Origin of the sequence: Roseobacter sp. TSBP12, from assembly GCF_009129705.1 — a bacterium.
Lineage (GTDB): Bacteria > Pseudomonadota > Alphaproteobacteria > Rhodobacterales > Rhodobacteraceae > Celeribacter > Celeribacter baekdonensis_A.
The window spans coordinates 1-18,625 of record NZ_PYIB01000052.1; the positions used below are offsets into that span (position 1 = coordinate 1).

13 protein-coding genes and 1 pseudogene are annotated in these 18,625 nt (G+C 59.5%); 7 read left to right on the forward strand and 7 right to left on the reverse strand.

Annotated features, from left to right (window positions below; genetic code table 11):
* Both C8029_RS15605 and C8029_RS15610 read right to left on the reverse strand, forming a co-directional pair.
* The coding region (locus C8029_RS15605; RefSeq protein WP_152003244.1) for a cation:proton antiporter at positions 1-1,858 on the reverse strand (1,858 nt) is incomplete at its 3' end.
* A gap of 48 nt (positions 1,859-1,906) precedes the next feature.
* Positions 1,907-3,079, reverse strand: a complete 1,173-nt coding sequence (locus tag C8029_RS15610; RefSeq protein ID WP_152003245.1) for a deoxyguanosinetriphosphate triphosphohydrolase — start codon at positions 3,077-3,079, stop codon at positions 1,907-1,909.
* A 212-nt stretch (positions 3,080-3,291) separates the two neighbouring features.
* Here C8029_RS15610 and C8029_RS15615 point away from each other — a divergent pair, with 212 nt between their 5' ends.
* The 5 genes from C8029_RS15615 to C8029_RS15635 all read left to right on the forward strand — a co-directional run bounded on the left by C8029_RS15615 (position 3,292) and on the right by C8029_RS15635 (position 6,888).
* Positions 3,292-3,624, forward strand: coding sequence for a HesB/IscA family protein (locus C8029_RS15615; RefSeq protein WP_009571755.1), 333 nt, complete (start codon positions 3,292-3,294; stop codon positions 3,622-3,624).
* Between the two features lie 235 nt (positions 3,625-3,859).
* Positions 3,860-4,222 carry a hypothetical protein gene (locus C8029_RS15620; protein ID WP_009571754.1) on the forward strand — a complete coding sequence of 121 codons (363 nt, stop codon included), beginning with the start codon at positions 3,860-3,862 and terminating at the stop codon, positions 4,220-4,222.
* A gap of 156 nt (positions 4,223-4,378) precedes the next feature.
* Positions 4,379-5,563, forward strand: a complete 1,185-nt coding sequence (locus tag C8029_RS15625; RefSeq protein ID WP_152003246.1) for a BaiN/RdsA family NAD(P)/FAD-dependent oxidoreductase — start codon at positions 4,379-4,381, stop codon at positions 5,561-5,563.
* A gap of 59 nt (positions 5,564-5,622) precedes the next feature.
* Entirely contained in the window at positions 5,623-6,453 is an 831-nt protein-coding gene (xth, locus tag C8029_RS15630) for an exodeoxyribonuclease III (protein ID WP_152003247.1), read from the forward strand.
* A gap of 66 nt (positions 6,454-6,519) precedes the next feature.
* Positions 6,520-6,888: a hypothetical protein gene (locus tag C8029_RS15635; RefSeq protein ID WP_009571751.1), complete on the forward strand. Its 369-nt coding sequence runs from the start codon at positions 6,520-6,522 to the stop codon at positions 6,886-6,888.
* Between the two features lie 91 nt (positions 6,889-6,979).
* On the opposite strand, the gene der is transcribed toward C8029_RS15635, so the two are convergent.
* From der to C8029_RS15650, 3 genes are all read right to left on the reverse strand, one after another.
* Positions 6,980-8,506 (reverse strand): ribosome biogenesis GTPase Der, encoded by a 1,527-nt coding sequence (der, locus tag C8029_RS15640; RefSeq protein WP_152003248.1) that lies wholly within the window; start codon positions 8,504-8,506, stop codon positions 6,980-6,982.
* A 179-nt stretch (positions 8,507-8,685) separates the two neighbouring features.
* Positions 8,686-10,014, reverse strand: coding sequence for a PQQ-like beta-propeller repeat protein (locus C8029_RS15645; RefSeq protein WP_152003249.1), 1,329 nt, complete (start codon positions 10,012-10,014; stop codon positions 8,686-8,688).
* A gap of 73 nt (positions 10,015-10,087) precedes the next feature.
* Positions 10,088-10,741, reverse strand: a complete 654-nt coding sequence (locus tag C8029_RS15650; protein ID WP_040402181.1) for a tetratricopeptide repeat protein — start codon at positions 10,739-10,741, stop codon at positions 10,088-10,090.
* Positions 10,742-11,281: 540 nt separating this feature from the next.
* Between C8029_RS15650 and C8029_RS15655 the strand changes: the two genes are divergently transcribed.
* Both C8029_RS15655 and C8029_RS15660 read left to right on the forward strand, forming a co-directional pair.
* On the forward strand, positions 11,282-12,499 hold the full coding sequence (locus tag C8029_RS15655; protein ID WP_152003250.1) for an efflux RND transporter periplasmic adaptor subunit: 1,218 nt from the start codon (positions 11,282-11,284) through the stop codon (positions 12,497-12,499).
* Positions 12,496-16,270: pseudogene (locus tag C8029_RS15660) on the forward strand (efflux RND transporter permease subunit). The gene C8029_RS15655 and the pseudogene C8029_RS15660 overlap by 4 nt, the downstream one beginning before the upstream one ends.
* A 6-nt stretch (positions 16,271-16,276) precedes the next feature.
* On the opposite strand, the gene C8029_RS15665 reads toward C8029_RS15660, so the two are convergent.
* Together C8029_RS15665 and dusA are read right to left on the reverse strand one after the other, a co-directional pair.
* Positions 16,277-17,089 carry a class I SAM-dependent methyltransferase gene (locus C8029_RS15665; RefSeq protein WP_152003251.1) on the reverse strand — a complete coding sequence of 271 codons (813 nt, stop codon included), beginning with the start codon at positions 17,087-17,089 and terminating at the stop codon, positions 16,277-16,279.
* Positions 17,090-17,122: 33 nt separating this feature from the next.
* Positions 17,123-18,100, reverse strand: a complete 978-nt coding sequence (gene dusA / locus C8029_RS15670) for a tRNA dihydrouridine(20/20a) synthase DusA (protein ID WP_152003289.1) — start codon at positions 18,098-18,100, stop codon at positions 17,123-17,125.
* Positions 18,101-18,625: the final 525 nt, after the last annotated feature.

An 18,625-nucleotide genomic window follows, 5' to 3' on the forward strand; every position in this document is an offset into this window, starting at 1 on the left:
CCTCGCGCGCCTCTGTCATGCGGCGTTTGAGGGCCGCGCGCGCGCTCTCGCGCTGCTCTTCGGGCAAGGCGTCAATCTCCGCTTCGGCGCGCAACGGAAACAGGATATCCGCATCCTCCGACAGCAACCGCCGAAACGTCCCGTCCTCTTTCAAACGGCCCAGCAAAAGCGCGCCTTTGCGATCGGATTTCCATGTCTCGAAATCGTAATCCTCGCTCAATGTCGTCACCGACACCCGCCAACCGCTTTGCATCAGCGTATCCAGATCGCCAAAGGTTTTACCCAGCCCAAAGGGCCGCCCCCCCAATTGCGTCGGCAGGCTGTGGCGGGCTTTGCCCTCTTTCACACGAGCCAGTTGCCAGACGTTTTCGCGGCCATATTCCGAGCCAAAATCGGTCGCAACCAAGGTGTTATAGGCGTCATTGTCCGAGGCCGCGATCAACGTGTCATAGGACAGAATTTCAAGACTGTCTTCGGCCGCCTCGCCCAAAATATCGCCATAAAACACCGGCAAATTTGCCGCGCGCGGCCGCACAAGGCGTGCATGGTTGGGATCGGCGATCAGCACCGGGATGTCCTCGCGCTTGAGCGCCTCGGCCAGTGAAGTGGTGAAACGCGAGCCACCCAGAATCAACACCCCCGGCTTGCCCGTCGAGGCCAGCCCAAGCGCACGCGCAAAAGGTGCCAGCGTGAACCCATGCAACACCACCGTGACCAAAACCAAGACAAAGGCCAGTGGCCCGATGACGCCCGCACCCTCGACACCTGCGGCGGCCAGACGTTCGCCAAACAGCCCCGCCACGGCGACCAAAACCACGCCACGCGGGCCCGTGAAGGCGATCAAAAGCTTTTCATTGCGCGGCAATTTGGTTCCGATCAAAGCAACCAGCACGGTCACAGGTCGCGCCACCAGGATCACCAGCGCCACAAACAGTCCGGCCCGCCAGGTCAATTGCCCCAGAGAGGCAAAATCCATCGAGGCGGCCAAGAGGATGAACACGCCCGACACCAACAGGATCGTTGCGTGTTCTTTGAACCGGCGCAGCTCGTCAAAGGAGGGCAAATCGGCATTGGCGATCACCAGTCCCATCACCGTCACGGCCAAAAGCCCGCTTTCATGCAGCATCAAATCCGGCACGGCAAATGTCGCCAACAGGGTCACAAACAACACCGGAACCTTCATATATTCCGGCACATAGGCGCGTCTGAACGTGTAAGAAATTGCCAACCCGGCCAAAAGCCCCACACCGCCGGCCACAATGATGCCAAAGCCCAATTGCAGGAGTGCGGCAGACAGGCTTTCGGCTTCGCGGCCCACAAGCACGAATTCAAACGCCAACACGGCGGCCAAGGCGCCGACCGGGTCGTTGACGATGGCCTCCCATTGCAACAGGTTCGCGGGACGGCGTTGGAGTTTCGCCTGTCGCAGCAAAGGCGCGATCACTGTTGGCCCCGTGACCACCATGATGCCGCCAAACACCGCCGAGGCCTCCCAGCCCAGCCCCGCACCCCAATGCAGCGCCGAGGCCGACAACAACCACCCGAGAGGCGCGCCGACAACCACAAGCCGGAACACGCCATGTTTGGCATCGCCCAATTTATGCAGATCCAGCGTCAGCCCGCCCTCAAACAGGATCACCGCCACCGCCAGAGAAATCAGCGGTTGCACCACCGGGCCAATGTCGCGCGCGGGCTGTAAAAGCCCGAAGCCCGGCCCGACAATCAGCCCCGCCGCCAGCATCAGAACAATCGCCGGGAGCTTCAATCGCCACGCCAGCCATTGCGCGCCCACACCCAAAACGCCGACCAGCGCAAAGGCTTCCACCGGGTTCATCCCTGTCATCGTGTCCGTGGCCATGATCGTCCTTCCCCCATGTGGTCTTGTGTGCGCTCTGTCGTCACAGACTTAGGTGCAAAGCCGCTCAAATTCCTGAATGGCAAAGCGATCGGTCATCCCGGCCACATAGTCCAAAACAATGCGAGCCAGTTCCGTATCGCTCTGCGCCAGCTCCACCTCATGACGCCATTCCTCGGGCAACAGCTCGGGCTGTTTCATGAACAAAGGAAACAGCGTGTTGACCATATGCGTCACCCGTTCGCGTTCTTTGATCACCGTAGGAGCGCGATACATCCGTTTGAACAAAAACGATTTAATCGCTTTAAGGTTTTGAAAGAACGGTTTGGAAAAGCGAATGATCGTGCGGTCCATCTCGCGAATATCCTGCGCCGTTTCGGGCTTGGCGCTCTCCAAACGGTTGGTGGCAATGGTGATCACATCCTCGACCATATAACCAAAAATCCGCCGCAGCGCCTCGTGATCGCGCCGATGCGGATCAAGGCCGGGGTAGTCGCGATCGACCTCTGCGTAAGCCGGGCCAGTCAGCGGCAATTCCATCAAATCGGCGGCGGTAAACAACCCCGCGCGCAGGCCGTCATGCAGGTCGTGGTGATTGTAAGCCACATCATCGGCAATCGCCGCCACCTGCGCCTCGGCACTGGCAAAGGTGTAGAGTTCAAGATCAAACTGATCGTTCACCTCTTTGAGCGCATAGGGCAGTGGCGCGTCCGCCGGGTGCTTTTTCGGGTCGGCATGTGGCCCCATCACCGGACCATTGTGTTTGGCCAGCCCCTCAAGGCTTTCCCATGTCAGGTTCAGCCCATCAAAATCGGCGTAGTGCTTTTCCAGCTTGGTGACGATCCGCAGCGCCTGGGCGTTGTGATCAAAGCCGCCATAAGGCGCCATCAACAGTTCAAGCGCATCCTCGCCGGTGTGACCAAAGGGCGAATGGCCCAGATCATGCGCCAGCGCCACAGCCTCCGCCAAGCCTTCATTCAGCCCCAATGCCCCGGCCAAGGTGCGCGCCACCTGCGCCACCTCGATCGAATGGGTCAGACGGGTGCGGTAATAATCGCCCTCATGTTCGACAAAGACCTGGGTCTTGTGTTTGAGGCGGCGAAAGGCCGAAGAATGAATGATCCGATCCCGGTCGCGTTGAAACGGCGAGCGAAAGGTCGAGAGTTTTTCCGGGAAAAGCCGCCCGCGGGTTTCAAACGGTTGGCTTGCATAGGGTTTCAACATCTGCCTGTCCTGCTATCTATGACCGGATCGAGCGGTCGCATGGCACGTCTCTCGCGCCATTGCCGCGCCATGTCCTTGTCGATGATCTTTTTCACACTTATATTAAGAGACAAGCCCTACAACAAACAGATGACACGGGGTTATCCCTTGTTTCTGCTTTAAATCGCTGAAATTCGGTGAATTCCCGCCGCTTTAGACCAAAAGGTAGCATCATGTCCCTCACCCTGCCCCCAAAAGTGACCGCCCGCGCCTATGAACGCCTCTCTGAGATCAACGCGGCGACGGGCGAGTCCAAGGCGCTTCGCGTCGCGGTTGAGGGGGGCGGCTGTTCAGGATTTCAATATGACATCACGCTGGACGAGCCTGCGAGCGACGACATTGTGTTGTCCGGCACCGGCGGCACGGTGGTGATTGACCCGGTGTCTTTGCCATTTTTGGAAAACGCCGTGATTGATTTTACCGAAGAGGTGATCGGCGCGCGGTTCGTGATTGAAAACCCCAATGCGACCTCGTCCTGTGGCTGTGGCACCTCGTTTTCGATGTGATCCGCTCCGCAAACCGACACCTTTGACCTGTCCAAACGCCCTGCGCCAAAACGCGGGGCGTTTGGTATCTGGACCAAGCCGCACGCACACGCCACCTCACAAACCGTTCCGTTTCTTGTGATCTTTCAACCCCTTAACATCGCGGGGCGGCACCCCCACCTGTCTTTCACAACGACGGAATATACCCTGTCAGTTATCCGCCGCTCGTAAAACAAGATCAGGAAAGGATAAGACAATGACCTTCAATTCCCTCAAAACCCTCGCCGCTGCTTCACTCATCGCGTTGGCCTCCGGCACCGCCGCATTTGCCGCCGGTATGTCCTACAATTACATCATCCCGGGCACCTACGAGCATACGAACTCAGTCATCAATCTGGACCTTGTACGCGCCGATAATGGCGGCACCGTGTCGATCTATGATTTCACCGACGGCACCCAAGGCGCGCTTCTTGGTTCTGAAATGGTTCACGCCGGGGCCAATGAGAACGTGAAAGTCCAGCTTCAGCCAAACGTGGCGCAAAAAGCGCTTGTGGTCTTGAGCGTCGATGGCATGGCCCCCGTGGCCACAGCGACGATCAGCGACTTTAACCAAGGGTAATTCGCCCCTCCCAAGGCGCAGTGAACAGGCCTCGCATCACGCGGGGCCTGTTTCCGTTTGAGACATCGGGGCCGAAGATGAAAGATCGGGCAAATCCTGCCACGTCTCTTGCCAAATCCGCTCCTGCCTGTTCAAACCACAGCCAAGGAGCCGGGCATGGAACAGTTTGACACGATCATCATCGGTGCAGGCGCAGCAGGATTGTTTTGCGCCAAATTTGCAGCCGCCAAAGGCGCACGGGTGCTGGTTGTGGATCACGCCAAACGCCCCGCCGAAAAGGTGCGGATTTCCGGTGGCGGACGCTGTAATTTCACCAATCTGGACGCAGGGCCGGACAATTACCTGTCGCAAAACCCGCATTTCGCCAAATCCGCTTTGGCGCGCTACACCCAATGGGATTTCATCGAGCTTTTGGCCCAGCATGGCATCACCTGGCATGAGAAAACCCTCGGACAATTGTTTTGCGACGGCAAATCCGCCGCCATTGTCGAAATGCTTCTGCATGAGGCCCGCGCCGCCGATCTGCGCCTCTCCACCACCGTGGACGAGGTCACGCATGATGGCACAGAGTTTCGCGTGACTCTATCTGGGCGCGAGGTTGCAACGCGCCATCTGGTGATCGCCTCCGGCGGCAAATCCATACCCAAAATGGGTGCCACCGGATTGGGCTATCAGATCGCCACACAATTCGGCGTGCCCCTCGTCGAGACCCGCCCCGGCTTGGTGCCCCTCACGTTCGGTCCACAGGATTTGGACTGGATCGTGCCCTTGGCTGGCACCGCGCTTGACGCGCGTGTCGGAGCGGGCGGCACCTCCTTTGATGAGGCGCTTTTGTTCACCCATCGCGGTCTCTCAGGCCCGGCGGTGTTGCAGGCGTCAAATTACTGGCGCGAGGGCGAAGAGATTCACGTCGATCTCTTGCCCGCCCGTTCCGCCTTTGACGCCCTCAAAACCGCCCGCTCCGAGAATGGCCGCCGCCAAATGCACACGGCGCTCTCGCTGTTGTTCCCCACCAAATTGGCCGCCGCTCTGGCGCAAAAATGGAACCTCACGGGCAATCTCGCCGATCAATCCGACGCCAAACTGCACGCTTTGGCCGATCTGATCCACTCACTGCCCCTCAAACCCACCGGATCGGAGGGCTACCGCACCGCCGAGGTCACTCTGGGTGGCGTTGACACCCATGCACTCTCCTCCAAAACCATGGAGGTCAAATCCGTTCCCGGGCTTTATTTCATCGGCGAAGTTGTCGATGTCACCGGCTGGCTTGGCGGTTATAATTTCCAATGGGCCTGGGCCTCTGCCGCCGCCTGTGGGCGCGCAATCGCAGATCGGGGCTGATCCCTCCTTTCCCTTCCGCGCCCTTCGCCATACAAAGAGTCAAAGACGAGGAGACGCATATGAAAATCGCCAGTTTCAACATCAACGGCATCAAGGCCCGCGTCGAGGCGTTGCAGGAGTGGCTGAAAGAGGCCGAGCCCGATGTGGCGATCTTGCAAGAGATCAAATCGGTCGACGACAACTTCCCCCGCGACCTCTTTGAGGACATGGGCTATAATGTTGAAACCTATGGCCAAAAATCCTTCAACGGCGTGGCTCTCCTGTCCAAACGCCCACTCGAAGACGTCACCCGCGGCTTACCCGGCGCGGAAGGTGCAGGTCGCGACGGCGCAGACGATATCGAGGCGCGCTACATTGAGGCCACGGTGGTTGGCGACACACAGGCGATCCGCATCTGCGGCCTCTACCTGCCGAATGGCAATCCAGTGGAGTTGACCCCCGAGGGCGCGCCGGTGCCTGGCTCAAAATATGACTTTAAACTCAAATGGTTCGAGCGCCTTGAGGCGCGCGCGCGTGAATTGATGCGCGAAGAACAGCCCTTTCTCATGGCAGGCGATTTCAACCTGATCCCACAGCCCGAGGACGCCAAACGCCCCGAGGCGTGGAAGGACGATGCGCTGTTTCGCCTCGAGTCCCGCGCCGCCTTTCGCCGCTTGATGAACCTCGGCTTTACCGATGCGCTACGGGTCAAAAACAACGCCCCCAACACCTACACATTCTGGGACTACCAAGGCGGTGCGTTTGACAAAAACGATGGCATCCGCATCGACCATTTCCTGCTCTCACCGCAAGCCGCCGACCTGTTGCGCGATTGCCAGATCGACGCCTATACCCGCGCCAAGGCAAAACCGTCGGATCACGTTCCGATCTGGGTTGATCTGAACCTCTGACATCCTCTAAGTGGTGCCGAGGGTCATGTTCAGGCCCTTTCGATGCATTTGGTATAGGACTCTTGAATGAAGAACTTTTTTATCGGTGCGGCTTTGATTGCCGCCCTTTCCGCCTGTTCCGTTGACCCGCAAGCGGCTGCGGACCGCCGTCAGAAGATCAAGGACGTGCTTCTTGAACCTGCGGATCAACGCGGGATTGAACTCCTGTTCCCGTTGGAAAACAACGGACGTCTCTCGACGTTCCAAGTCACCTACAATCCGAAACTCGTGTCCGAACCAGAGGTAATCCGCCGCATCGGCAAAATCTGTGTCGATCAGGGATTCGAGAACGGCATTTCCATCAAAGCCGAGGGCGAACCCGGTTTCTCGACACAACCGGACGGCACGAAACTTCCGATCATCAGCATATGGCTCAAGTGTAACCTCAGCCGCTGACTGTCGCTCGGGCGGCAAGAGATACAAGACACAAAAGGCGCCCGCGGGATATCCGACGGGCGCCTTTTTCAATGCGACTGTCTTGGTAGCCTCAGCGTTTTGGAGGGCGCTGTTTTTGGACCTTTGGCGCGTCGGCACGATCTTTTCCGAGGTGCTTGCGCAGGCGCGATGGCATGGATTTGGTTTTGTTCTTGAACGGGTTCTTGTCGCCCTGTGAGCGGAAAAACAGCCGGATCGGCGTGCCGGGCATATCAAAATCTTCACGCAACCCATTGATCAGATAGCGTTTATAGCTGTCGTTCAATTCCTCAGGATGGCTGCACATTACCACGAATTGCGGTGGGCGCGCCTTGACTTGGGTCATGTAGCGCAGCTTGATCCGGCGGCCACCGGGCGCGGGCGGCGGGTGCGCCGTGGTCATCGCGCCCAGCCAATTGTTGAGCTTGGCGGTGGAGACGCGACGGTTCCACACCGCATGCGCATTCAAAATCGCCTCTTGCAGCTTGTCCAGATTCTTGCCGGTCAGCGCCGACACCGTCACCAATTGCGCGCCGCGCAGCTGAGGCAAAAGCCGGGTGAATTCTTCGCGCAGAGCCTTGGCTTTGTTGGATTTATCGGTCTCTTCGTCCCATTTGTTGACCGCGATCACCACCGCACGACCTTCGCGTTCGGCCAAATCGGCGATGCGCAGGTCTTGTTGTTCAAAGGGGATCGACACGTCGAGCAACACGACGACCACTTCGGCGAATTTCACCGCACGCAGCCCGTCAGAGACCGAGAGTTTCTCAAGTTTTTCCTGAACCTTGGCCTTTTTGCGCATCCCCGCCGTGTCGAACACCCGAACAGGCACGTCGTTCCACGTCATCGTCACCGAAATACTGTCACGGGTGATGCCCGCTTCTGGCCCGGTCAAAAGCCGCTCTTCGCCAAGCAACTTGTTGATCAGCGTGGATTTCCCGGCGTTCGGACGGCCAACGACGGCGATTTGCAGCGGTTTATCAAGGGTAAAGTCGCGCGAAAATCCGGCCTCATCGCCTTCTTCGAAATCCTCGCCCAGGGCTGCTTCTTCCTCGGACAATTCAATGTCGGTCACAGGCGCCTCAGAGGCGGCGCGTTCGTCGAATTCTTTCGAGAGCGGCAACAGCGCGTCATACAGCTCATGCATGCCCTCGCCATGTTCGGCAGAGAGGCGCAAAGGCTCGCCCAGACCCAAGGCATAGGCCTCCAAAAGCCCGCCCTCGCCGGCTTTGCCCTCGGCCTTATTGGCCGCCAAAATCACATGTTTGGCGCGTTTGCGCAGGATTTCGGCAAAGATTTCGTCGGCGGGCAAAATGCCCACGCGGGCGTCAATCATAAACAGGCAAATGTCGGCCATATCGACCGCGCGCTCGGTGAGTTTGCGCATCCGGCCCTGAAGCGATTCATCGGTCGCTTCCTCAAGCCCGGCAGTGTCGATCACGGTGAAACGTAGGTCCACAAGCCGCGCCTCGCCTTCGCGCAGGTCGCGGGTCACCCCCGGCTGGTCATCCACAAGCGCCAGACGCCGCCCAACCAGACGGTTGAACAGGGTCGATTTGCCCACATTGGGACGGCCAACGATGGCAAGCGAAAAACTCATGAGGATAGCTCCGGATCATAGTCTAAAACGGTCCGCCACACACCTGAGACACGGGGTTCTTGGCGAAAGGTGCGACACGCTGAGATGTTGCGCTGCGCACCGCCTTTTCCCCGAAACAGGTCAAAGGCCGCACGCTTTAGCGGCCCCGATACACCCAAACCGGGGGCGCGGTAAAGGCCTTAACGCAGTGCGGCCAGGTTCCCGTCCTCAAGCAGCACATACATCACGCCCCCGACAACGATCGGGTCGGAGGCCGCGCCCTTGGGCAAGGCGACAGAGGCAACCAGCGCACCCGAGGCCGGATCAAAGCCCCGCAACACCGCGTCATTGGAGGCAACCCAAAGTTTGCCCCCCGCCGCCACAGGCCCGTAATGGGCAAAGACATCTTTGCGTTTGCGCTCTTTATCGGTGGTGAAAAACGGCAGTTGCACCGACCAGACCCGTGCGCCGGTGGCAGCAGACAACCGCACCAAAGCGTTGCGATCCGTGACGATAAACACCGATCCGCCGATCACCGTCGCCGGGCTATAGGCGCCCTCATCCGCGGTCCACTTGCGCGCGCCGGTCTCGACGTCAAAGGCGGCATAGCGTCCGGCTTGGTTGCCGACATACATCGTCGGGCCTACGACCACAGGATCGGATGTGATGTCAGAGATATTGGCGTAGACCACGCCTTTGCGTTGGCCAGCCAAAGAGGCGGACCACATGCGGATGCCGCCCTTGCGGAATGCGCCGTACAGATCGCCGGAGGCAAAGGGGAAGACCACCATACGGTCGGTGACAACCGGCGAGGCGGCACCTACGCGCGAGGTTACGGTTTCGGGTCCACTGATTTGCCATTTGACCCGGCCATCCGATGTTTTCACCGCCCAGCCCTGGCCATCGCCCGCCACGACATAGACCAAGCCATCATAGACCGCGAGGCCAGAGGCCCCCACAGCATCCAAGGATTGCCGCCATTTGACCGCGCCCGTGGTCAAATCCAAAGCAATCAGTTCGCCGTAACCAATGGTGGCATAAACGGTTGTGCCCTCAATCGCCAAAGCCCCGCCTGAGGCCTTGCCGGGCTTTTCGCCCGCGGGCGTCAGATCGACCGACCACACCGGCGCACCAGAGGCGGCAGACACGGCGGTCAAGTGCGCCGCCGCATCCATCGCCACGACCAAACCGTTCGCGGCGACAGGATCAACAGAGAGGCGCAGTTTGCGCGAGTTGCCTTGGCCAATCGGCGCGGTCCAAGCCACAGTTGGCGTGCCTGAGGTAAAGGCATTGTGACCAGAGGCATGCAACCGCCCGGCCCCGGTTGTGGTCCATGCGGCGCGGCTGACCTGTTGACCAAGGGCGATATTTTCAACCCGGTTGGCCGTCTCGGTCTGCGCCGGACCAAAGACCAAGCCTTCGCGCGGATCAAGGCGCTGCCCTGACAGGATCTCTTCGCGTCCAGCCCCACATGCCGTGAGCGCCAGCACGGCGCAAAAAAGCCCCGCTTTCCCTGCCTGACCGATCATGCCCGCACTCCCATTTGTCTCAACTCGACTTAAACCCACGCCCCGAGAGGCACCATATGCACTCACCCGGCGCTCACTCAACCGCCGGGTCGGCTCCAAGCGCCACAATCATCTGCAGCGCACGCCGACGCAAGGCATTACTTGCCTCACCATCTTGCGAGATCGCCCGATAGCCATCAATCGCCGCCTCGACCTGACCCATTTCAACCTGAGCGGCGGCAATTTGTTCTTCGGCCAAAAGCCTGTACGGCGCGCCGGGGGCGGCAATGCCCGCAAGCTGGCTCACCCGCTCTTCAGCCGGGATGTCGCCCGCACCGATCATGGCGGTTTTGAGCACGGCCAAATCGCGATACACCGGGTCCAACATGGCATCCGCGGTAAATGGCGCCAAAGCGGCAATCGCCCCTTTGGCATCGCCCGCCGCATGCAATTCGCCCGCGCGCAGCATCGCCGTGATCACCCGGACATCGCCCTCGCCGCCAATCTCGGCCAAGGCTTGCGCCCGTGCCGTGGCATCCGCGCCCTCAAGCGCCGCCGTCAACGCATCGCCCATGGCCTCTGCCTGAGTCCGGGCTTGGGCTTTGGCGTATTCATTCCACGCCGCGCCCCCGACCAGAACACAGACGGCCAAAATGCCGATCCAGCCAAACTTGCGCAGAAAAGCATAGAATTTGTCACGGCGGACCTCTTCGGTCACCTCGTCGATAAAACTGTCGGTTTGGCTCAAGGGGCCCCCATCTCGCAACACGGCGTGCGGTCATTATGTTTCAACCTGTTGCCCCCTCATACCCCGATCTGAAACCGAATGCCAAGACCTGAGCAACGGTCTGGATCGGGGAGCGTGGCAAATCGTCCTGCCCATGGTGTTGGCCACGGCCCTGCCCACGGTGTCGGCCCCTCACGACTTGAGCCGCATTCCGGCTTGGGTTAGGCTCCTTACCGTGGCCTCGTGATCACGCCGCTGTCACCAACGCCGTCACAAGCAAGGTGCAATCTGAGCGAATTTTAACCTGCAGAGACCGAAATTTCTATATTCAGGCGATTTTTTTCCATCGCGACCTTGTGATTGCCCTGCGATCTCCCCATCTTGGCCGCAATGTTAATGATGTTAACTCTATGGTGAACGCGCCACAAAACCTGACAGGCCGCAAAATATCTGCCAAAAATATCCGGCAAAATGAACTGTTGTGTGCACGACGCCGTATATCGAACTGAAACCCAGCCTCTCTGAGAAGAGAGGACGCCCCAGACCGAGACAGAGACCCACATGCGTATTGTTTCCATCGTCATCGCCTTGCTTGTCACCATTGCTCTGTATTTCTTTGTCTTTGAGCGTGATCGGCTGACCAATTTTGCCGCCTCAGACAGCCCGCCTTCCGGGGAAACGCCAGACACCACCGCACAGACAGAATCAGAATTTGCAACGCCCGCGCAAAAAACCATGGGTGAGGCCCGTCCCGTTTCCGTGGTGGTGCGCCACTCCACCGCACAGCTTTTGACAAATGTGGTGGTTGTACGGGGGGAAACCGAAGCGGCGCGCGAAGTCAATGTGACGGCGGAAACCTCCGGTCGTGTGGTCAACGCCCCGCTGCGCAAAGGCGCTTATGTTCAGGTCGATCAAACGCTTTGTGAGCTTGATATAGGCACCCGCGAGGCGACATTGGCCCAAGCCAAGGCCGAATTCACCCAGGCCGAGGTGGCGTTGGCGAATGCGCGCAAACTGGCCGAAGGTGGCTATGCCTCCGAGACTCAGATCCTGACCGCCGAGGCCGGGATCGAAAGCGCGCGCGCGGCGGTCGCCTTGGCCTCCCGCGACATCGAAAACCTCACCATCAAAGCGCCGTTTGCCGGGCTTTTGGAAAGCGACACGGCCGAGCTTGGCACGTTCTTGTCCTCAGGCTCCGCCTGCGCCACGGTGATCCAACTCGATCCGATCAAATTGGTCGGTTACGCACCGGAAGCAGACGTGGCGGCGATTGAGGTCGGGGCTTTGGCGGGCGCACGGTTGATTTCTGGCCCCGAAGTCACCGGCCGCGTCACCTTCCTGTCGCGCTCCGCCGATCCTTCGACCCGCACGTTCCGGGTTGAGGTCGAAATCCCTAACCCGGATTTCTCCATCCGCGATGGTCAAACCGTTGAAATGGCAATCTCCGCCGCCGGTCTGGCCGCACATCTGGTGCCGCAATCGGCGCTGACTCTGGACGATGAGGGCCAAATCGGGCTGCGGCTCCTCGGTGCGGACAGCCGCGCCGAATTTGCCCCGGTTCAGGTGCTGCGCGACACCCGCGAGGGCATTTGGGTGGCAGGTCTGGCCGATGAGGTCGACATCATCGTGGTGGGTCAGGATTTTGTCAAAGCCGGGGTTTTGGTGGCGGCCTCTTTTGAGGAGGCCCCCACCGCAGCCGATACAGAGACGCAGATGGAGACGCCCATGGAGACGCCTATGGAGACGCCTATGGAGACGCCTATGGAGAGCGACCAATGACCGGCCTCGTCGATTGGGCGGGCGAACGCGCCCGGATGATCCTCGCCTTCATCGCGCTCACCTTGATCGCGGGGACATTTGCCTATGTCAGCCTGCCAAAAGAGGGCGAACCGGATATCGAGATCCCCGCGCTCTTTGTCTCCGTCCCTTTCCCCGGCATTTCCGCCGAAGACGCCGAGAAGCTCTTGGTCAAACCGATGGAGACGGAACTCTCCGATCTGGACGGTCTCAAAACCTTGTCGGGCACCGCCGCCGAAGGCTATGGCGGCATCGCGCTTGAGTTTGAATTTGGTTGGGACAAGACCAAAATCATCGCCGATGTGCGCGACCGCATGGGCCGGGTTCAGGCGAATTTCCCCACGGGGGCGGACAATTATTCAATCACCGAGATCAACTTTTCCGAATTTCCCATCCTGATCGTCAACCTGACCGGCCCCGTGCCCGAACGTACTTTGGTCCAATATGCCAAGCGAATGCAGGACCGGATTGAGGGCCTGGAGCCGATTTTGGAAGCGCAGCTTGCCGGACAGCGCGACGAGATGCTGGAGGTGGTCATCGACCCGCTGCGGCTTGAATCTTACAATGTCACGGCGGGCGAATTGATCTCGGTCGTCACCAACAACAATCGCCTTGTTGCAGCGGGCGAAGTGGAAACCGATCAAGGGACATTTTCGGTCAAAATCCCATCGTCGTTCAAAGATCAGCGCGATGTCATGGCCCTGCCCGTCAAGGTCAATGGCGACCGTGTCGTCACGCTGGGCGATTTGGCCGACATCCGCCTGACCTTTGAAGACCGCGAGGGCACGGCACGGTTCAACGGCGAAAACACCGTCGCGCTTCAGATCGTCAAACGCAAAGGCTACCCGATCATCGACACGGTTGCCTTGGTCAAAGAGGAGGTGCGCGCCGAGGTCAAAACCTGGCCGCAAGCCCTGCAAGACGCCGTGGTTGTCGGCACCTCCAACGATCAGTCGCGTCAGGTCGCCTCGATGGTGAGCCAGCTTGAAGGCTCGGTTCTGACCGCCGTGGCGCTGGTGATGATCGTGGTGTTGGCCTCTTTAGGCATCCGCTCGGCTTTGCTCGTGGCTTTGCCATTCCGACCTCGTTTCTCCTGTGTTTCATCCTCTTGGGGCTGATGGGCATCACCATTTCCAATATCGTGATGTTTGGCCTCATTCTGGCCGTGGGCATGTTGGTCGATGGCGCGATTGTGGTGGTCGAATATGCCGACCGCAAAATGGACGAGGGCGAAGGCCCGATGGCGGCCTTTGTCGAGGCGGCCAAACGGATGTTCTGGCCGATCGTCTCCTCCACCGCCACCACGCTTTGCGCATTTTTGCCGATGCTGTTTTGGCCCGGCGTTGCGGGCGAATTCATGGGCATGCTGCCGGTGACGATCATCTTTGTGCTCTCCGCATCTCTGATTGTGGCGCTGATTTACCTGCCGGTCATGGGCGGTGTGTCAGGCCGGATCGCGCGGCTGTTTGACCGCGCCTCAGCGGGCCTGCGCGCCACCACGCCCTATTGGCTGCGCGCCGTTTTGGTCGCGCCTTCGGCCTATCTGGTGTTCCTGGGCCTGATGCAATTGATGAACCCCAGCTATCTCATGGGCGTGGGGGCTTCTGGTATTATGCCCAAGATTGTCGGCGGCGCTTTGTTCCTCATCGGCTCATCGCTGACGGGCATCATGTTGTCGGCAGCCCGGATCGAACGGGCGGAGAAAAAGGTCAAATCCGGCTACAAACGCACCCTATTCGGCCATTTCACCCATGCCATCGCGGGCAACCCGGTGATGCCTTTGGTGGCGATTGGTGTGGTGGTTTTTGGCGTGATCTCGGTCTTTGGCTATTACGGCAAACACAACAAGGGCATTGAATTTTTTGCCGCTTCTGAGCCCGAACAGGCGATCATCTATGTTCGGCGCGCGGCAACCTCTCGGTGGCGGAAAAAGATGCGCTGGTGCGTCAAGCCGAAGAGGTGGTGTTGACCCAGCCGGGCGTCGACAATGCCTTTGCCTTTGCGGGCTCCGGAGGGCTCAACGCCAACACCGGCGGCGGATCATCGCCGCGCGACACCATCGGGCAAATCCAAGTCGAATTGATTCCATGGGAAGACCGCCCGACCGAAACCAAGGACGGCTGGTTGTTCTTTGAGGACACCCATGTTGCGCCGGAGTATGACGGCGATTATGTCTTGGCCCAGTTGGAGGCCCGACTGGCCGAAATCCCCGGCATCTACACCGAAACGCTCAATCTGGCGATGGGGCCGGCTTCGGCCAAACCGGTGCATTTGCGCCTCAAGAGCGACAGTTTCGAGGATTTGGAAACGGCCACCGCCCTTGTGCGCGCCAAATATGAGGCGACCCCGGCGCTGACCGATATCGAAGACACCCGCCCCCTGCCCGGCATTGATTGGCAAATCGACGTCGATGTCGCCAAGGCCGGGCGCTATGGCGCGGATGTGGCCACCGTCGGTGGCATGATCCAATTGGTGACGCGCGGGCTGTTGCTCGACACCATGCGGGTCGACAGCTCGGATGAGGAAATCGACATTCGTGTGCGCCTGCCGGAACAGGACCGGGTGCTGTCCACGCTCGACACGCTCAAAGTGCGTACGATGGACGGGCTTGTGCCGCTGTCGAATTTCATCACCCGTCAACCCGTCGCCAAGCTGGCGCAAATCGACCGGGTCGATCAGCAACGCTATTACGATGTCAAAGCCGCGGTCGACTCCGGCCTGACCCGCGAGGACGGCGTGGCGATCACCCCGACCGAACGGATCGAAACTCTGACCACCTGGCTTGAGAGCGAGGCCCCATTGGCCAATTCCGTCACATGGGAATGGACCGGAGATGATGAGGAGCAAAAGGAAACCGGGGCGTTTTTGGTCAAAGGTTTCAGCGCCGCCTTGGCCCTGATGTTCATCATCCTTCTGGCCCAGTTCAACAGTTTCTATAATTCCGTTTTGGTGCTGATGGCGGTGGTCATGTCCACGGCGGGCGTCTTGGTCGGCCTTTTGGTGATGGACATGACATTCGGCATGATCATGACCGGCACCGGGGTCGTGGCCCTCGCGGGGATCGTGGTGAACAACAACATCGTGCTCATTGACACCTACCAGGAATATTCCCGGTTCATGCCCCGGATCGAGGCCATCGTGCGCACCGCCGAGGACCGCATCCGCCCCGTGCTTTTGACCACGATCACCACCATGGCGGGCCTGACGCCAATGATGTTTGGCCTCTCGTTGGACTTTATCAATGGCGGCTATTCGATGAATTCGCCAACGGCGGATTTCTGGACCAACCTGGCCACCGCCGTGGTCTTTGGTCTTGGCATCGCAACGATTTTGACGCTGATCTTCACGCCCGCGATGTTGGCTTTGCGGGTCTGGTTCTGGGACATTGCGCATCATCTGACCATGCGTTTGGCCACGCTGTTGGGCCGTCAATCGCGCACGGCCGAAGATTTCCGTCTGCGCGCCGAAGCCAAACGCGCCAAAAACCCGGAATTCGTCTGGCCCACCGGCGAGGCCGCTTGGGGTGCCCCCGAAGACTTTGACGCCCACCGCGCCTCTGCCCCGGCCCTCGCGTCCGGTCCCGCGCCACGCGAGGCCCAGATGGGCAAAACCCCCGAGCGCCCGGTGACCCAACCCACCGCCACGCCCGAAAGCGTGGTGGAATTTGAACCCGAGCACCCCGAAACCGGGACGCTCAAAAAGGGGAAAAACGAGAAAAAACCGAAGCGTGGCGGGCAAGAGGCGGCGGAATAATCCGCCCTAACCTTCGCGCCGCGCAACCAATGTATAGCTCATCGGGATTTGCGCGGCGCGTCCCTCATAGAGGTCATATTCCGGCTCACGATTGCTGTGTCCATGTTCCGTCAACCGCTCGATCCGCAACCCGGCCCGGATACAGGAGGTCACAATCTCGCCCAGTGTGTGCGGGAACCAATAACTGGTCGTCCCCGTGCCGTGATCCTGGCCGTCATAGCTGAACATCTCGTCCTGCCTATGCGGCACTTGTTGGAAATAACTGAACGCTGGCTCATGCGGCTGCTCCGCCACCGGGTCGAACATTTCCATCACCGGATGGGTCTCATAGATCACCAGCCGGGCGCCGGGCGCCATCAGCCCCGCGACAATCTCGAAAAACCGCGCCAGATCGGGCATCCAGTTGAGCACACCGATGGTGATCAGCGCAAAATCGAACCTGCGCATGTCGGACGGCAACTCGTATACATTTGCCTCGATCCACTCAGGCGTGCGTTTTGCCGCCTCTGACAGCATACGCGCCTGTGCGAGAAAGGCCCCGGAATGGTCGATCCCCACCGCAGGTACTGCGCCAAAGCTCGCCAAAGACAACAGTTCGCGCCCATTGTTGCATCCAATCTGCACCGCGCGTTTGCCCGAGAGATCAAGAGCGCCAAGCGTCTGCGCCAAGCAGGTGTCAAAGGTTGAGAACCCCGGTTCTGACGCCGCTTTGAGCAGCGCCTCCCACCCCGCGCCCGTCCCATGCAGAGACGCAGAGGCCTCCCAAGCGGCTTTGTTGGCCTGTGTCGCCTCTAACAGGCTGGGAACGTCTTTCATCATATATGCCTCCTGCGCAAATCGTCACTCATGTCGTCACTCTGGCAAAGCCTCTTTCACCAGTTCAAACCCCGCGCCGTCTTTATGTGCGCCCTCGGAGAGCACACGTTTCCACCGCCGCGCGCCGGGTTGGCCGGCGAACAGCCCCAACATATGTTTGGTGATCTGCGCCAACTTGCCCCCCTCCGCGATATGCCGGCCAATATAGTCCTCCATCGCCAGCACGACCTCATGCCGGGTCAGTGCCACGCGGGTGTCGCCAAAAATCCGCGCATCTGCCGCGCCTAAAATGTCATAGGGCTGATGATAGGCGGCGCGCCCGACCATGACGCCATCCATATAGGTCAGTTCTTCTTCCACCATTTCAAGACTTTGAATACCACCATTGATCGACAGATGCAGATCGGGGAAGACCTCTTTCATCGCATGGACCAGCGGGTAATCCAAAGGCGGAATATCGCGGTTTTGTTTGGGGCTGAGCCCGTCAAGCCAGGCCTTGCGGGCATGAATTTGCATCCGGGTGATACCTGCGGCGCGCATGGTCTCAACGAAGGCGGGCAAAACCTCGGTCGGTTCTTGATCATCCACCCCGATGCGGCATTTCACCGTCACAGGCACCGCACCCGCCGCCTTTTGCATCAACGTGACGCAGTCCGCCACAAGCTCCGGCGACTTCATCAACACCGCGCCAAACGCCCCCGATTGCACTCGATCAGACGGGCAGCCAACGTTGAGATTGATCTCATCATAGCCGTGATCGACGCAAATCTTCGTGGCCTCTTGCAACTCAACCGGATCAGAGCCGCCAAGCTGTACCGCGACCGGATGTTCCTCCGGGTTGAAGGTCAATAAATGCACAGCCCCACCGCGCACCAAAGCCGGGGCGGTCACCATTTCGGTGTACAAAAGCGCATGATGCGACATCAACCGATGCAGGTACCGGCAATGGCGGTCGGTCCAATCCATCATCGGCGCAACGGACAGGCGAGAGGCCGTTGATATGTCTTGTTTCATATTTTTAACAACCACTTATAAGCACCTTTCGTCCGCCTCATTTCCGCTCATTTCGGGCCAAATAAAAAGGCCATTATCGGTTCGATCACGACTCGCAAACGCAGGGATGGACGTCACGGCTATAGGGCACGTCTGCGAGTGATGCGCGAGGGAACCGTCTATCACGACACGAAGACTTTTGACAGACGCCCGCCGCAACCGCTTGGGGAAAAAAAGAGCTTGCCAGACCTGACGCGCTAAAGGGCTGAACGTATGCGACCCTCCGTGGTTCAAAGTGATCGAACGCGCCACCGCAGAGGCTGTAAAGAAGACCAGACGCACGAAGGCACAGGCCCTCAGAGCCATCACGAACGATCCGTTCGCCGATCTGCCCTCCGCCACCCTGTCGAAGGAGATTATCGGGTTCCGTCCGTCTCTGTCTGGGCAACCTCACCTCGTTGGGAACGACGCGCCCCCTTGCCTCCATCTTCGTCATCGCAGATGGCCCGCGATGAATGATCGCGTAGAGTTGGGGCCGGACACCTA

Bases quoted from the DNA above. Each gene is read 5' to 3' on its own strand.
- C8029_RS15610 (WP_152003245.1), bottom strand. From the start codon at position 3,079: ATGTTGAAACCCTATGCAAGCCAACCGTTTGAAACCCGCGGGCGGCTT.
- C8029_RS15615 (WP_009571755.1), top strand. From the start codon at position 3,292: ATGTCCCTCACCCTGCCCCCAAAAGTGACCGCCCGCGCCTATGAACGC.
- C8029_RS15620 (WP_009571754.1), top strand. From the start codon at position 3,860: ATGACCTTCAATTCCCTCAAAACCCTCGCCGCTGCTTCACTCATCGCG.
- C8029_RS15625 (WP_152003246.1), top strand. From the start codon at position 4,379: ATGGAACAGTTTGACACGATCATCATCGGTGCAGGCGCAGCAGGATTG.
- xth (WP_152003247.1), top strand. From the start codon at position 5,623: ATGAAAATCGCCAGTTTCAACATCAACGGCATCAAGGCCCGCGTCGAG.
- C8029_RS15635 (WP_009571751.1), top strand. From the start codon at position 6,520: ATGAAGAACTTTTTTATCGGTGCGGCTTTGATTGCCGCCCTTTCCGCC.
- der (WP_152003248.1), bottom strand. From the start codon at position 8,506: ATGAGTTTTTCGCTTGCCATCGTTGGCCGTCCCAATGTGGGCAAATCG.
- C8029_RS15645 (WP_152003249.1), bottom strand. From the start codon at position 10,014: ATGATCGGTCAGGCAGGGAAAGCGGGGCTTTTTTGCGCCGTGCTGGCG.
- C8029_RS15655 (WP_152003250.1), top strand. From the start codon at position 11,282: ATGCGTATTGTTTCCATCGTCATCGCCTTGCTTGTCACCATTGCTCTG.
- C8029_RS15665 (WP_152003251.1), bottom strand. From the start codon at position 17,089: ATGATGAAAGACGTTCCCAGCCTGTTAGAGGCGACACAGGCCAACAAA.
- dusA (WP_152003289.1), bottom strand. From the start codon at position 18,100: ATGAAACAAGACATATCAACGGCCTCTCGCCTGTCCGTTGCGCCGATG.